Source organism: Streptomyces sp. NPDC046465 (assembly GCF_040646035.1).
Taxonomy (GTDB): Bacteria; Actinomycetota; Actinomycetes; order Streptomycetales; family Streptomycetaceae; genus Streptomyces.
In genome coordinates this window covers 250,358-264,360 of the sequence record NZ_JBEYZK010000005.1, presented here as the reverse complement: position 1 = coordinate 264,360, position 14,003 = coordinate 250,358, and the positions used below count along the sequence as shown (strand labels likewise).

The following is a 14,003-nucleotide window of genomic DNA, read 5'->3' as shown; positions in this document are numbered from 1 at the left end:
TCAGTTGCCCTTTCAGGCACGAGCGACGAGGGCACGGGCGACGAGGGCACGGGCGGGCGGGCTTGTCCTGATATCCGGTCGGCAGACGGCAATTGGCGCACACTTCCGGAACTTTCTCGCCAGGTACGGACCAATCGAGATGCCCGCTCACTGCCGATTCACCCGCATTCGAGAGGGTGGCTTGCCTGCTTATCCACCGGTTTCATGATTGGCGGTAACCCTCAGGCATCTCAGAGGTCATCAAGGGCACTCTGGACCCACCCCCTACAGCTTCCCCCCACTCCTGCCCGGCTTCACCCTGCCCCGGCCCGTGCACGGTCGGCCCTACCGCCAGGAGTCCTGAGTGACCACGTCCAGCGCCGACGCCCTCGCCCGCCATGCCGGGCGCCTGCTGTGTTGGCACCTCGCCCTCGCCATGGTCCTCACCGCGTCACTCGGCCTCCATCCCTATGACCGTCTGCGCCCCGCCCTCTACGTCCTCTGGGCCGCCCTCCCCCTTACCGCCGCCGCATGGGCCCTCGCCCGCGCCCACCAGAAGCGACGCCTCCGACAAGAGCGCAGCAGACACACCGCCCAGCCAGACGACTGGACCCCCGCCGCCTGAGAGCCTGTCTTCGAACCCTCCGGGCGGCCGGTCGGCCGACGCGGGCGCGGGCGGACACTCCGGCACATTTTCGGTCTGCGAAGATGTGCCCTATGGATGTGCTGAGCAGGAATCACGTGACCGTGACCGGCCGGTCCGGCGGGCCGGTGGTGATGCTGGCGCACGGGTTCGGATGCGACCAGAACATGTGGCGCCTCGTGCTGCCCGCATTGGAACGCGATTTCACCGTGGTCGTCTTCGACCACGTGGGCGCGGGACGTTCCGATCTGTCGGCGTGGAGCCAGGAGCGCTATTCGACCCTGAACGGGTACGTCGACGACGTGCTGGAGATCTGCCACGAACTGGCGCTCGGACCTGTGACCTTCGTCGGGCACTCGGTGAGCGCGACGGTGGGCGTGCTCGCCGCGGCGCGGGAGCCGGAGACGTTCGCCGGGCTCGTCATGCTCGCGCCGTCCCCGTGCTTCATCGACGACCCGTCCACCGGCTACCGGGGCGGGTTCAGCGCCGAGGACATCGACGAGCTCCTGGAGTCCCTCGACGCCAACTATCTGGGCTGGTCCGGCGCGATGGCGCCGGTCATCATGGGCAACCCCGAGCGGCCCGAGCTCGGCGAGGAACTGACGAACAGTTTCTGCCGTACCGATCCGGACATCGCCCGGGTCTTCGCCCGCGTGACCTTTCTGTCCGACAACCGCGAGGACCTCGCTCGCGTGAGCGTTCCCACGCTGGTTGCCCAGTGCTCGAACGACGCGATCGCCCCGCCGGAGGTGGGTGCGTTCGTCCACGCGCGGATCCCCGGGAGCCGGCTGGTGACGCTGAACGCGACGGGGCACTGCCCCCAGCTGGCCGCGCCCGAGGAGACCGCCGAAGCGATCGCAGAGTTCGCCGGTGCCCCCAGATGATGTGCGACACCAGCAATGACGAGGAGGGCAGGGACCCCGAAGGGGACGGGGGCCCGGCCGGGGAGCAGGCGCAGTTCTCCGCGCTCCTGGAGGACAGCGCCGAGGACTTGTACGAGCACGCCCCGTGCGGCTATCTGTCCACTCTGCTCGACGGCCAGATCGCGAAGGTCAACACCACCCTGCTGGACTGGCTCGGCTACGGGCGGGGCGATCTGGTGGGCCGCAAGCGCTTCTCCGATCTGCTGACCGTCGGCGGGCGGCTTTACCACGAGACCCATTTCGCGCCGCTGCTGCGGATGCAGGGGGAGATCAGCGGTATCGCCCTGGAGCTCAAGGCCGCCGACGGCAGCCGCATCCCGGTCCTCGTCACCTCCGTCGTGAAGACGGCCGGCGACGGGCAGCCGCTGCTGATCCGCACCACCCTCTTCGACGCCCGTGACCGTCGCGCCTACGAAAAGGAGCTGCTGCGCGCCCGCCAGGAAGCCGAGCGGGAACGCGAGCGGCTGCAGCGCCTGAACGCCACGCTGCAGCAGACGTTGCTGCCGCCCGCCCTGGCGAGCGTGCCCGGCCTGGAAGTCGCCGCGCACTACCACATCGCCTCCACCGACGAGGTCGGCGGCGACTTCTACGATCTGTTCCCGCTGGCCGCCGGTACCTGGGGGCTGTTCCTGGGCGACGTCTGCGGCAAGGGCGCCGCGGCCGCGGCCGTCACCTCGCTCGCCCGCTACACCCTGCGGGCCGCCGCGGTCTACGACCCGGATCCCGCGGCGGTGCTGAGCAACCTCAACACCGTCCTCAACCACGAGTACAACGGGGCCGATCCCCGGTTCTGCACCGTCATCTTCGGCCTGCTGACCCCCGAGGGCGACCAGGGCGGCTTCCGCGTCACGCTGTCCAGCGGCGGGCACCCCGCCGCGGTCCTGATGCGTGCCGACGGGACCGCCGACTACCTGCCCACGCCCGGCGGGCAGCTCATCGGCGTGCTCCCGGACGCCCACATCGCCACCACCACCGTCCGCCTGGAAGCGGGCGACACACTGCTGCTGCACACCGACGGCCTGACCGAGGCCCACACCGCGAGCACCGGCACCGGCGACCGCTACGGCGACGAGGCCCTCCTCGACTTCGCGCGCGCCCTCGCACCCACCACCGCCCCGGACACGATCACCGCGATCCGCGACCTGCTCGACACCTTCGGTACCGGCGTGGACGACGACACCGCCGTGCTGGCCATCAACGTGCCCCGACCCACCAGTGAAGAGCAGCAGTGACCCACCTTCTCGCCCTCCACACCCGTGCCACAGCCGCGGGGCCGGTCCTGGAACTGAGCGGGGAACTGGACCACCGCACCGCTCCCGACGCCCGCACCGCGCTCCGGGAGCTCGACCTGGAGTCGGGCCAGCAGCTCGTCCTCGACCTAGCCGGTCTCACCTTCTGCGACTCCACGGGGATAACGGTCTTCATCGCCGCCCGCAACCACGCCCTGGCGGCGCACGCGGTCATCGTCCTTGCCGCGGTCCCCGACCGAGTGAACCGCATCTTCCGCATCGCGGGCCTGGACCACGTCTTCCCCACCCACCCCACCGCCGAGGCCGCGGAAGCCGCCTGGCGCCCGGCCGCGACCTGACCTGACCCGACCTGATCCGCTCGCCGGGCCGCGCTGTCAGTGGTGGCTGAGACGCTGGACGGCATGGACAGCGACGACGAGCAGCTGCTGCGCGGCCGGGTCTACGGCCAGGATCACGAACACCCGGGCCCGCGGCCCGGACAGCGTTACGTCGAACTCGTCGGCGGACCGCTGGACGGGCTGCTGCTCGACGTCACCGGATGGCAGCCGGAGCAGCTCGACGCGGGCGTCGCGCTGCCGACCGAGCTGGGACGGTTCGGCGCCGGTGGGCGGGCGACGTACGACCCGCGCGCGGGCGACCCGCGCCGCTTCGACTGGTCCGGCGACGTCCCGTGAACCGGTGGCGGCGGCAGCGGTCACCGAAAAGTTCCCCGGTCACCGAAAAGTGCGTTCTTCCACGTCGGCCACCGCTCTCCTACGGTTTCCGAGTAACCACAAGAGACCGCACCGCGAGAGCTCTTGGGCTCTCGACGAGGAGGCACACAGCATGGCCATCACCCTGGTGAACCCGAGCGGGCTGCCGGAAGTCGCCCCCTACCGGCAGGTGTCGATCGCGTCCGGGTCGAAGCTCGTCCACATCGCGGGGCAGGTCGCCTGGGACGCGTCCGGCGCCACGGTCGGCGAGGGCGATCTCGCCTCCCAGGTCGAGCAGTGCTACCTCAACATCGGCACCGCCCTGGCCGGGATCGGCGGTTCCTTCGACGACGTGGCGAAGCTGACCGTTTATGTCGTCGACTGGACCCCCGAGAAGATGCCGCTGTTCCTTGAGGGGGTGGCCCGGGCCGCCGAGAGACTGGGGACCACTCCGGTGCCGCCGGGCACGCTCCTCGGCGTCGCGGCACTGGACGTACCCGCCCACCTGGTCGAGGTCGAAGCCACCGCGGTCCTCGACTGAGGTTGCCCCGCCCTCACGAGGCTCCGCCGAACAGGTGGATCCGCGCACCGCTCATTGGTCCATGCCACTGACGCACCGCAGGCGGCGGGGCCACCCTTGGCGAAATCCCGCCCCTGACCCGCCGGAACCCGCGCTGACATGGGAAATCCCCTGCCATGGGCATGATTGACGGATCGTCGGAGAGCCGGTACCACTGACGCACGCCCGGCCCCGCACGCCCCGCCACGCTTCACCGGCCCAGGAGTCCCAGGAGGCTGCATTGCGAGGATCCGCCACCGCCCCTACCTCGTCCGCACGCAGACGCGCCGTCAGAACGGCGGGCGCTCTCGCGTCGGCCGGTCTGCTCGTGCCGCTGCTCGGTGCGGCCCCGTCGTCGGGCGTTTCCCATCCGGCTCCCGCGGCAGGGCTGCAGAACGCCTTCGCGGCCGCCGCCACGGAGTACCGCGTGCCGCAGAGCGTGCTGCTCGGCGTCTCGTACCTGCAGTCGCGCTGGGACGCGCACGGCGGCGCGGCCAGCGTCACCGGCGGCTACGGCCCGATGCACCTCACCGACGCGCGCACCGCCCTGGCCTCGGCCCCGCACCACGGCGAGGGCAAGGAGGACCCGCGCGGTGACACCTCGCGCCCGGCCGCGCCGCCCGCGACCGAGGTGCCCGATGAGTCCGAGATCCCCGCCCGGCTGAAGACGCTGCCCCGCGCGGCCGAGCTCTCCGGCCGGTCCGCCGAGGAGCTGCGCACCGACCCCGCGGCGAACGTCGAGGGCGGCGCCGCGCTGCTCGCGGCGGCCCAGCGCAAGCTCGGCAAGCCGTTCAGCAGCGACCCCGCCGACTGGTACGGCGCCGTCGCCCGTTTCTCCGGAGCGGACGACCGGGCCACCGCGGCCACGTACGCCAACGACGTGTTCGCCGTGCTGCGGACCGGCGAGCGGCGCACCACGGACGCGGGCCAGCGCGTCACACTCGCGCCGGTGCCCGGCCTGAAGCCCGACGCCGCGCAAATGGAGCGCATGGGGCTGCGCAGGGCGCCCGCCGGCGAGACGGAATGCCCGAAGAGTGTGTCGTGCGAGTGGATTCCGGCGCCGTACGAGGAGTTCAAGGACCCCCAGGGCAACCCGGACTACGGCAATCACGACCTGGCGGACCGGCCGAAGAGCCAGAGCATCGACTCGATCGTCATCCATGACACCGAGGGCCGGTGGGAAGGCGTCCTGAAGCTGGTGCAGGACCCCACCTACGTGTCGTGGCAGTACACCCTGCGCTCCACCGACGGCCACATCGCCCAGCACGTGAAGGCGAAGGACGTCGCCTGGCACGCGGGCAACTGGTACGTGAACTCCACGTCGGTCGGCCTGGAGCACGAGGGCTTCCTCACCGCGCCCGACACCTGGTACACGGAGGCGATGTACCGCACGTCGGCCCGCCTGGTGAAGTACCTCGCCAAGAAGTACGACATCCCGCTGGACCGTCAGCACATCCTCGGTCACGACAACGTCCAGGGCACCCTCACGTCGACGATCCCGGGGATGCACACGGACCCGGGGCCGTACTGGGACTGGCAGCACTACTTCACGCTGCTCGGCAAGCCGTTCCGCCGCACGGCCGGGCCGAACGGCGGGCTGGTGACGGTGGCTCCGCAGTACGCCAAGAACCGTCCGGAGTACACGGGTTGTGTCAAGCCCGGCGAGACGTGCACGCCGCACGGTTCGGCCGCGGTGCGCGTCCACACCGAACCGCGTGACGACGCCCCGCTCATCAAGGACATCGGCAAGCGCCCCGGTGGCCAGGACTCCACGATCGACGTGAACGACACGGGAGCACGGCTCTCCACCGGTCAGCAGTACGCGGTCGCCGAGCGCAAGGGCGACTGGACGGCGGTCTGGTACCTCGGCCAGAAGGCCTGGTTCAAGAACCCGGCGAAACAGCCCACCGCGGTCGACGCGAAGGGCCTCGTGGTGACGCCGAAGCCGGGCGCGAGCGAGGTCCCGGTCTACGGTCGGGCGTACCCGGAGAAGGAGGCCTATCCGGCGGGCGTGCCGGTGCAGGCGGTCTCCCCGCTGCCGTACAAGATCCTCGCGGGCCAGCGGTACGCGGTCGGCGACAAGGTGCCGGGCGAGTACTTCTACGCCCCGACGTTCGACACCGCGCCGCACAAGGTGGTGCGCGGCAAGGACATGTACTACGTGATCCAGTACGGGCACCGGATCGGCTATGTGCGGGCCGCCGACGTCCAGGTGGCGCAGTCGGGCAAGTAACCGCGCCAGAAAGGCGGGGGTGACCGGGTGGAGCCGTACAGAGGTTTGCCCGTTAGCCCGTCGTGGCGATTTCCCTCTCCCTGTTCAGGACGAGAAGCTGATCGGTGGCATCGTCGGCGGCGCCCGGTCGGCGCACGGCTTCCCGAGGGAGAGTCACGTGAGGACCATCGAGCACGTCGTGTCCAGGCACCATCCCGTGTTCAACGTCCCGGCCCTGAACCTGGGCCTCGGCCGGGACGACCAGGTCTATCTGGTGATCGCCGGCCGCCCGGACGGCCATGCGCTGCGGCTCGCGCCGGACGGCACGGCGCAGCGGTTCGGGCGGGTCGGGTACGCGGCGTTGGCCATCACGGCCGACGCGAACGGCGTGATCGCGACCGCCGAGACCCACTACCCGCACCGGATCGACTTCTGGGACAAGGAGTTCAACCCGCTCGGCAGCATCAACGACTTCACCGCAGGCGTCACGGACGGCTACTACGCGCCGTCGGCCGTCGAGGCGACCCGGTCCGGCTGGTTCTACGCCATCGACCAGCACCGCGGACAAGTGGTCCGGCTGAAGCCCGGCACCGTGGACAAGCGCGTCTCCCTCACCGGGCTCGACCCGAACGCCACCTCCAAGAAGGGCCCGGCGGGGTTACGGGTGGCCGAGGAGCTCGGGCTGCTCTACACCGCTTGGCCCACCACGCCCGGCGCCGGACTGATCGCCGTCTCGACGCTCGACGGGGCCTGGGTGCGGAACATCCCGGTCCGCCCCGCGGGCTTCGCCTTCGGCGGTTACGACGTCGACGACGACGGCCGGCTCCACGTCTCCACCGGTCTTCCGAAGGAACCGGAACGACGGCAGGTGACCGTCTACAACGCGCAGGGCGGGCTCGAGCGCACCGTCTCTCTGGCCTTGCCGAAGGACGACTCATACGTGGTGCAGGGCCTCCGGGTTCGCAACCAGCGCTACTACGTGAAGCGGAACGACCCCAAGTACCTGTTCGAGGTGTACGAACTCAACGGCGCGCTCGTGCGCCGGGTCAGCGCCGACGTCGAGCGGCTCTCCGTGTCGTACGAGGCGGACACGTGGACGGCGGGCCGGAAGATGCCGCTGACGGTCGCCCACGACCGGGGCAAGTGGTCCGACGACCCGCGCTTCCGGGTGTGGCTGCGGCCGCTCGGCGTACCCGAGTTCACCGAACTGCCGCTGACCGGCGGGGCGGTCACGCCGCCCGCCGACGCCCGGGGCCTGTACCACCTGCGGGTGTCACCTGACGTCGCCGGGCGGATCGGTGACTACGTCGTGGACGGCTTCGTCGAGATCCGCACGCCCGAGAGCACCAAGGGCTCGCTGTCCCTGATGACCTGCCGCGCCGTCACCGGCACGGGCGGCGCGGAGACGTTCACCGCCCTGAACCGCTTCTCCTACGGGCGCGGCGAACCCATCACCGTGCGCGTCGTGGCCCGCGTGGCCGACGGCACGCCGCTGCCGGGCAGCGCACGCGTGCGGGTGCTGCGGGACGGGGCGGAGGTCCGTGCCGAGGACATCCCCCTGACGGACGGCGAGGGCCGCCTCGTACTCACCGAGCAGTACACCGCCACCCTGGCGCCCGGACGCTACGTCATCGACGCCCAGCAACTCCCCGGCTTCACCGTCGCCCCGCAGTACATCGACCTCGGGCCCGGCCTCGTGCGGCGGCCCGACTTCCACCTCACCTGGTACAGCGACATCTACGCCAACAACCACGCCAGCATCCCCTCCGACCCCAGGGATGTCGTCAAGAACCCATCGACGCAGCGCCTGCCGGTCTTCGCGGACCTCCCGGACACCGTCGAGGACCACGTCAACAGAACGAAGAAGCTCGGCCTCAACCTCTTCGTCGACCGACTCGGCTTCCAGTGGCCTGATGCGTTCAAGGACGCCGCCGCCGACTCCGCCGTCGTGGACCGGCTGAAGCTGTCGAAGACCGCCGTCCACTGGGAAAAGGCGATCTTCGAGGACCCCGGCCGCCGCACCATCGCCGGTTACGGCGCCCGCGGCATGGAAGAACAAGCGGTCCTGTACGCCAACGACACCTTTCTGCCCCTCAGCTGGCCGCGGAACCACGAGGGCCGCGACCAGGCGGCGCTCGAACGCGACCTGCTGAAAGTCACCGAAAGCCTGCACACCTACGCGGCGTTCCGCGGCTGGACCTGGGGCGCGAACTGGTGGGTGGCCGCGATCGGCGCCGGCGCCGCGCAGAGCGAGGGCGAGCGCAAGCAGTACAACGACGCGCTGGAACTGGTCGAGCAGCCCGGCGGCTGGGTGCCGATCCTCGACACCGTCACCGACCGCTCCATCGCCCTCAGGGCCAACGCCGCGGCCCGGTTCCGCGCAGTCCTGAACAGCCGATTCCCCGGCAAGGTCAGCGCGATGACCGGCCCCTACCGCGCCCCGCAGACCCTGCCCCCGACCGTGTTCGCCGCCGCCGACGAGGTCGACTTGCACTACCAGGGCGAGCAGCTCCAACTCCTCAACTCCACCGCTCACATGGTCGACTACTACCGGCGCCCCGGCAGGCCCGCCTGGGGCCACCCGGAGCTCTTCAACGACGACGGCACCGGCGGCATGATCCTGCCGACCCTGCTGCAACAGGTGATGCGGGGCGCGAACGGCACCGGCATGACGGGCGACCAGGGCGCCTACCACCTGGAGGGCATCACCGCCCTCGACGAACGCGGCGGCGGCAGCGGCGGCAGGCCCGGCGACCCCCGCTCCGGCAGCGCGGGCCGCACCTCGATGCTGCGCGCCGCGTTCGACCTGTGCGCCCGTCTCGGGCCGACGACCGCGGGCGCCCGCAACGCCGACCGCGTCGCGATCGTCGTCTCCACCCGCATGCAGCGCCTGGAGACCTCGCAGGGCCTCAGCAGCAAGTACTTCATGCGGCTCTACGAGGCCTACACCGCCTGCCTGTACGCCCACCGCCCGGCCACCTTCGTCTTCACCGAAGATGTCAGCGCCGACGTCCTGCGCGGCTACGACGCCGTGCTGCTCATCGGCCAGCGCACCGACCTGGATCCGCGCCTGGCGGCGGCGCTCACCGCGGTGGGCCAAGGACCGGACGCCGTCCCCGTCTACGCCGACGACAGCTGCGTCCAGCGGTACAAGGACGCCTACCGTGCCCTCGGTACCGCATTCACCCACGTCGAGAACGACGAGACGCCACAGAGCGACGACGCGTCCTACTACCGCCTGCGCCGCGTCTTCCTCGACCAGGCGGCCAAGGTCACCGCCGCCCTGAAGGACGTCGTCACCCCGGTCGCCGAGTGCGACAACCCCGAGGTGTGGCTCAGCGAGCGCAAGGCCGGGAACACCACGTACATCTGGGCGGTCAACAACACGCTCCTCGACTGGGAGCCGAGCCTGGTCTGGCGCGTGGGCCTGCGGTGCGGCCACCGCGTTCCGGTGACAGCGAAACTGAAGGTGGCGCTGCCCGCGCTGCACCAGGTCGTCGACGTGCTCACCGGGGAGCGGGTCAGCCTGCTCGGCGGGGAGTTCACCGCGGATCTGCGCACCGTCCCCGCCCGGCTCTACGCCGTCGTACCGTTGACGCACGATCCGCTGCCGCCCCCGGCCGAGTACGCCTTCGGCCCGCACGTGCGCGACATCGCGGTCACCGCCGACGGCCGCACCGCCGCCCTCACCGCCTTCAACTGGGACCAGAACCTCTACGGCCTCGACCTCGCCACCGGCACCACACGCTGGCGTCGCCGCCTCGGCCACCACTTCGCCTACGCCCCGAGCGCCCCCGGTGACGGCTTCGCCGCACAGGGCTTCGACCTGCACAGCGCCGAGGGCTACCACCTGTATCTGCTGGGCGCCGACGGCACGCCCCGACGCCGGTTCGCGCTGTTCGGCCTGCCCAAGAAGGCCACCGACTGGACGAAGGGCGAATGGGGCCACGACTACGGCCTGAACAACTTCGCGGCCGCGCCCGGCGGTTCCTGGATCGCCACCTCCGGCGACCTGGGCCTCGCGCTGTGGGTCCACGCAGACGGCGCAGACAGCGCGGACGGCGAGGCGCACGAGAGGTGGGCACACGAGTGGTGGAAGACCGGCGAGCGGGCCCCTCTGCGCCTCCTCGCCCTCGACGACGACACTCTCATCACCTTCGCCGCGCGCACGATCACCGGACTCGCCGCCTCGGACGGCGGCACCCTGTGGTCGATCCCCACCGGCGACGGAAACTTCGGCGGCGGCGTCGTCAGCGCTGACCGGCGCACCGCCGTGATCTGGTCGGACGCCGACGGCGGTCGCGTATACGTGATCCGCGGCGGCACCCTCGTCAACACCCTCCCCACCGCCGCCGGCGAGGTCTCCGTCAGCGCCGACGGCTCGTTCCTCGCGGTCACCGCCCGCAACCAGCTCAAGGCGTACGACACCGAGCGCGGACTGCTGTGGACGTACACCGGGGACGATCTGCTGCGCCGCCCGCGGGTTTCCCCGGACGGCACCCGCGTCGCCGTCGGCAGCGAACTCGGCACCCTCGCCGTACTGCGGCGCGACGGCACCCCGGTGACCACCCAGGACCTGAAGGCGCTGCCGGTACCTGCCTGGCTGCCCGACGGCGGGCTCCTCGTCGCGACCTGGACGGGCACCGTGCTCCGCTACACCGCCGACCTCGACGAACGCTGGCGGACCCGGCTCGCCCCGTCCGAGACCGACATCCGCCCCAAGCTCCTCGCCCCTGACCCCGTTCCGGTGGTCCGCCGCGCGGGCTGGGGCAACACGTCGCCGCCCAAGGACCTCACACCCAACCTGATCACGACCGCCCCCGCCCTGTTGGACGTACGCCTCGTCAACCCGACCCGGTACATCGACCTCACCAAACAGAACGCGGTCGGCCTGCTCGCCGACGGACGCGCCGACCCGCCCGCCAACCCGTGGGTGCCCCCGTCGGTCATCGGAGCCATCGGCGCCATCCCCGGCCAGGAGCTGCTGTTCACCGTCGACACCTTCCGCACGCAGGTCCGGCTGACCGGAATCACCTTCGCCGAGGACCCCGCTCACCCCGAGTCGTGGCTGCGCGACGTCCAACTGCAGTGGTGGGACACCGGAGCCGGGCTCTGGAAGGACGGACCGAAGCTGCTCTCCGACGCGGGCGCCACGCACACCCACACGTTCGAGGCCCTCTCGTCCTCCCGCTTCCGGCTGCGCACCACCGGCGGCGGCATCTGGCCCGTGGGCAACATCCGCCTCGGTGAACTCGTCTTCCACGGCACCGTGGTGGGCAACTCCCACCGGGACGTGCTGGCGGGGAACGCGCTCGCCGTCCTCTTCGACGACCGGGAGGACGACGTGCGCGACATCGTGGAGGACAGCTCGGCCGCCGACATCCAGATCGGTGGCGCCGCCGTCGGGACCAGCTGCCTGCGGCTGAAGAAGGCGGTGGAGCGCTACCCCACGTCGCGGGCCCCCTTCGGGCATGCCATGCACGACTGGGACTTCAGGATCGTGGAGAACCCGAGCGCCCCGGGCGAGTACCGCTACCTCCAGTTCGCCTGGAAGGCCCTCAGCTCCCTGACCACCGGGATCAGCGTCCGGCTCGGGCCCGCGAAGTCCGCCCCGATCTTCTCCGCGTCCGTCGGCGACTCGCACTGGCCGCCGCAGACGTCCATGGTCGAGAAGCGGTTCGACGGCCCCGTCCCCACCGACTGGGCAGTCGTACGCATCGACCTGTGGAAGTTCACCGCGGGAGCGGTCAAGGTCGTCGACCAACTCGCCCTGCGCAGCAACGGCGACGGCGCCCTGTTCGACCAGATCACCCTCGCCCGCACCGAGGCCGCCCTGCCGGTCCTGCCCTTCCCCCGGTCGACGTGACGGCCGCGGCGGACACGGTTCAGGACGGCAATGAGGACCAGGGCATGCTCGTCGTGGGTGCGCAGCCGACGGCAGACCTCGAGGCCGCCGGTCAGTGCCAGTTCGAGCCCGCTTACATACGACTTCGTTCGACCCCTGCCATCCCGGCGAGCACCGCGTCGAGCATCCGGTCGAACTCCGCCAGGGATCCGAAGTCTTCCATGAGCGGGGCGAGGGCAGCCATGGCCGGGTACGCGGCGGCGTCGAACGCGGGCACGGCGCCGGGCTCGTCTCCGGTGCGCGCCAGCAGGTGGCCGTTGAGGAAGCTGAACAGCACCATGGGCGCGTCCGCGACGACTCGGTCGGGCAGGCCCGCGCCACGCATCGCGGCGACCAGTTCCTCCAGGGCGGCGACGGCCACCGGCGAGGTCTGGGCGCGCGTCACGAGGAGCGGGAAGACCCGGGGGTGCCGGTAGGCCATGTCGCGGTAGCCATGCGCCGTCCGGCGGGCGATGGCCTCCCAGCTCTGGGCTGCGCCGTCGTCGGTCGCGGGCGCCACCTCGGCGAGCACCGCCTCCGACATCGCGTCGAGCAGCGCGGCCTTGCCCTTGATGTGGTGGTAGATCGACATCGGGTCGACGCCGAGCTCCACGGCAAGTCGCCGCACCCCGAAGCGCTCCAGGCCGTCGCGGTCGACCAGTGCGACGGCGGCGGCGGCGATGCGGGGGCGGTCGAGGCCCGCCGCGGTGCCCTGAGTGCGTCTGGCCACGGTCACTCCCTTCTCTTCCTTCTCTTCCTTCTTTTCCTTCTCTATTTTCGCCCTCTTCAGGTTTCTCGCCTTGCCAAACCTACACCGTAGAAAATACCGTGCGGAGTCGAAACCTACGGCGTAGGTTTCAGATCGATGATCCGTACGCCCCACCAAGGAGGAGACATGGGAGAGGTCACTGCCACGGAGCGACCGCCGGAGCCGGATTGGCCGACGATCACGGCCGAGGAACTGGTCGCGTACCGCGACGCGGAGAACCGCTTCCGGGCGTCCACCTCGGCGCGGGCGCTCCTCGGGGACCCGGACCCCGGCGCCGGCATCCAGTGGCAGAAGGTGGCGCTGCCCGACCGTGAGATCGCCGTCCGGGTGTACCGGCCGACCTCCGGGCGCGACGGCGCGGGCGGCGATCGGACCGAGCTGCCACTCGTACTGCACGTGCACGGAGGCGGGTTCGTGGGCACGGCGGCCCAGTGCGACTGGGCCAACAGCCATCTCGCCGCCCACCTGCCCGCGGTCCTCGTCTCGGTCGAGCACCGCCTCCTCGACCCGCAGACTCCGCTGTCGGCGGCCGCCGCCGACGGCTGGGACGTCCTGCGGCATGTGGTGCGGCACGCCGCGCAGTGGGGCATCGACCCGGCGCGCACGGCCGTCTTCGGCGAGAGCTGCGGCGCGTTGATCAGTGCGCTCTCGGCGATCCGGGCCGACGAGGCCGGCTTGCGGCTCGCGGCGCAGGTGCTGGTCAACCCAGCGGTCGACGTGTCAGAGACGATGTTCGACTACGCTTCGATCGCCGAATACGGGTACAGCCCGACGCGCGCCGTTCCGCAACTGCGCCTCTTCCAGCAGCTCTCCGTACCACCGGGAGCCGACGCCCGAGCGGTCTCGCCGCTGTATGCCGACAACCTGGGCGGCCTGGCCCCGGCGCTCGTGGTGGTGCCGACGCGGGACGCGGTCGCCGATCACGGCCGCGGCTACGTCGAACGACTGCGCGCCGCAGGGGCATCGGCACGGCTCACCGAATACCCCGGAGCGCGGCACGCGTTCCTCACCCTGCCGGGCGTGGAGCCGCAGGCCGAGGCCGCGCGGGCAGAGATCCTCGGGTTCCTCCGAGCCGCCCTGACCGCGTGACCA

The 14,003-nt window shown here is 71.1% G+C and carries 10 protein-coding genes; 9 read left to right on the top strand and 1 reads right to left on the bottom strand.

The window, feature by feature from the left end; all coding sequences use genetic code 11:
* Nucleotides 1–343 precede the first annotated feature (343 nt).
* The 8 genes from ABZ953_RS10390 to ABZ953_RS10355 all read left to right on the top strand — a co-directional run bounded on the left by ABZ953_RS10390 (nt 344) and on the right by ABZ953_RS10355 (nt 12,124).
* Nucleotides 344–604, top strand: coding sequence for a hypothetical protein (locus ABZ953_RS10390; RefSeq protein WP_361719840.1), 261 nt, complete (start codon nt 344–346; stop codon nt 602–604).
* Nucleotides 605–696: 92 nt separating this feature from the next.
* Nucleotides 697–1,506 carry an alpha/beta hydrolase gene (locus ABZ953_RS10385; RefSeq protein WP_361719837.1) on the top strand — a complete coding sequence of 270 codons (810 nt, stop codon included), beginning with the start codon at nt 697–699 and terminating at the stop codon, nt 1,504–1,506.
* A complete protein-coding gene (locus ABZ953_RS10380) occupies nt 1,506–2,777 on the top strand; it encodes a SpoIIE family protein phosphatase (protein ID WP_361720190.1) in 1,272 nt (423 codons plus the stop codon). Before ABZ953_RS10385 ends, ABZ953_RS10380 begins: the two co-directional genes overlap by 1 nt.
* Nucleotides 2,774–3,133: an STAS domain-containing protein gene (locus ABZ953_RS10375; RefSeq protein WP_361719834.1), complete on the top strand. Its 360-nt coding sequence runs from the start codon at nt 2,774–2,776 to the stop codon at nt 3,131–3,133. Before ABZ953_RS10380 ends, ABZ953_RS10375 begins: the two co-directional genes overlap by 4 nt.
* 63 nt (nt 3,134–3,196) lie before the next feature.
* Complete coding sequence (locus tag ABZ953_RS10370; RefSeq protein ID WP_361720187.1) at nt 3,197–3,469, top strand: hypothetical protein; 273 nt, start codon at nt 3,197–3,199, stop codon at nt 3,467–3,469.
* A 151-nt stretch (nt 3,470–3,620) separates the two neighbouring features.
* Complete coding sequence (locus ABZ953_RS10365; RefSeq protein WP_361719831.1) at nt 3,621–4,028, top strand: RidA family protein; 408 nt, start codon at nt 3,621–3,623, stop codon at nt 4,026–4,028.
* 259 nt (nt 4,029–4,287) lie between these two features.
* Nucleotides 4,288–6,279 (top strand): N-acetylmuramoyl-L-alanine amidase, encoded by a 1,992-nt coding sequence (locus tag ABZ953_RS10360; RefSeq protein WP_361719828.1) that lies wholly within the window; start codon nt 4,288–4,290, stop codon nt 6,277–6,279.
* Between the two features lie 157 nt (nt 6,280–6,436).
* Nucleotides 6,437–12,124 (top strand): hypothetical protein, encoded by a 5,688-nt coding sequence (locus ABZ953_RS10355; RefSeq protein WP_361719825.1) that lies wholly within the window; start codon nt 6,437–6,439, stop codon nt 12,122–12,124.
* 112 nt (nt 12,125–12,236) lie between these two features.
* On the opposite strand, the gene ABZ953_RS10350 is transcribed toward ABZ953_RS10355, so the two are convergent.
* A complete protein-coding gene (locus tag ABZ953_RS10350; protein WP_361719822.1) occupies nt 12,237–12,872 on the bottom strand; it encodes a TetR/AcrR family transcriptional regulator C-terminal domain-containing protein in 636 nt (211 codons plus the stop codon).
* Nucleotides 12,873–13,037: 165 nt separating this feature from the next.
* Here ABZ953_RS10350 and ABZ953_RS10345 point away from each other — a divergent pair, with 165 nt between their 5' ends.
* The gene (locus ABZ953_RS10345) at nt 13,038–14,000 is read left to right on the top strand and encodes an alpha/beta hydrolase (RefSeq protein ID WP_361719819.1); all 963 of its coding nucleotides are present in this window, start codon (nt 13,038–13,040) and stop codon (nt 13,998–14,000) included.
* The last annotated feature ends 3 nt before the right edge of the window (nt 14,001–14,003 follow it).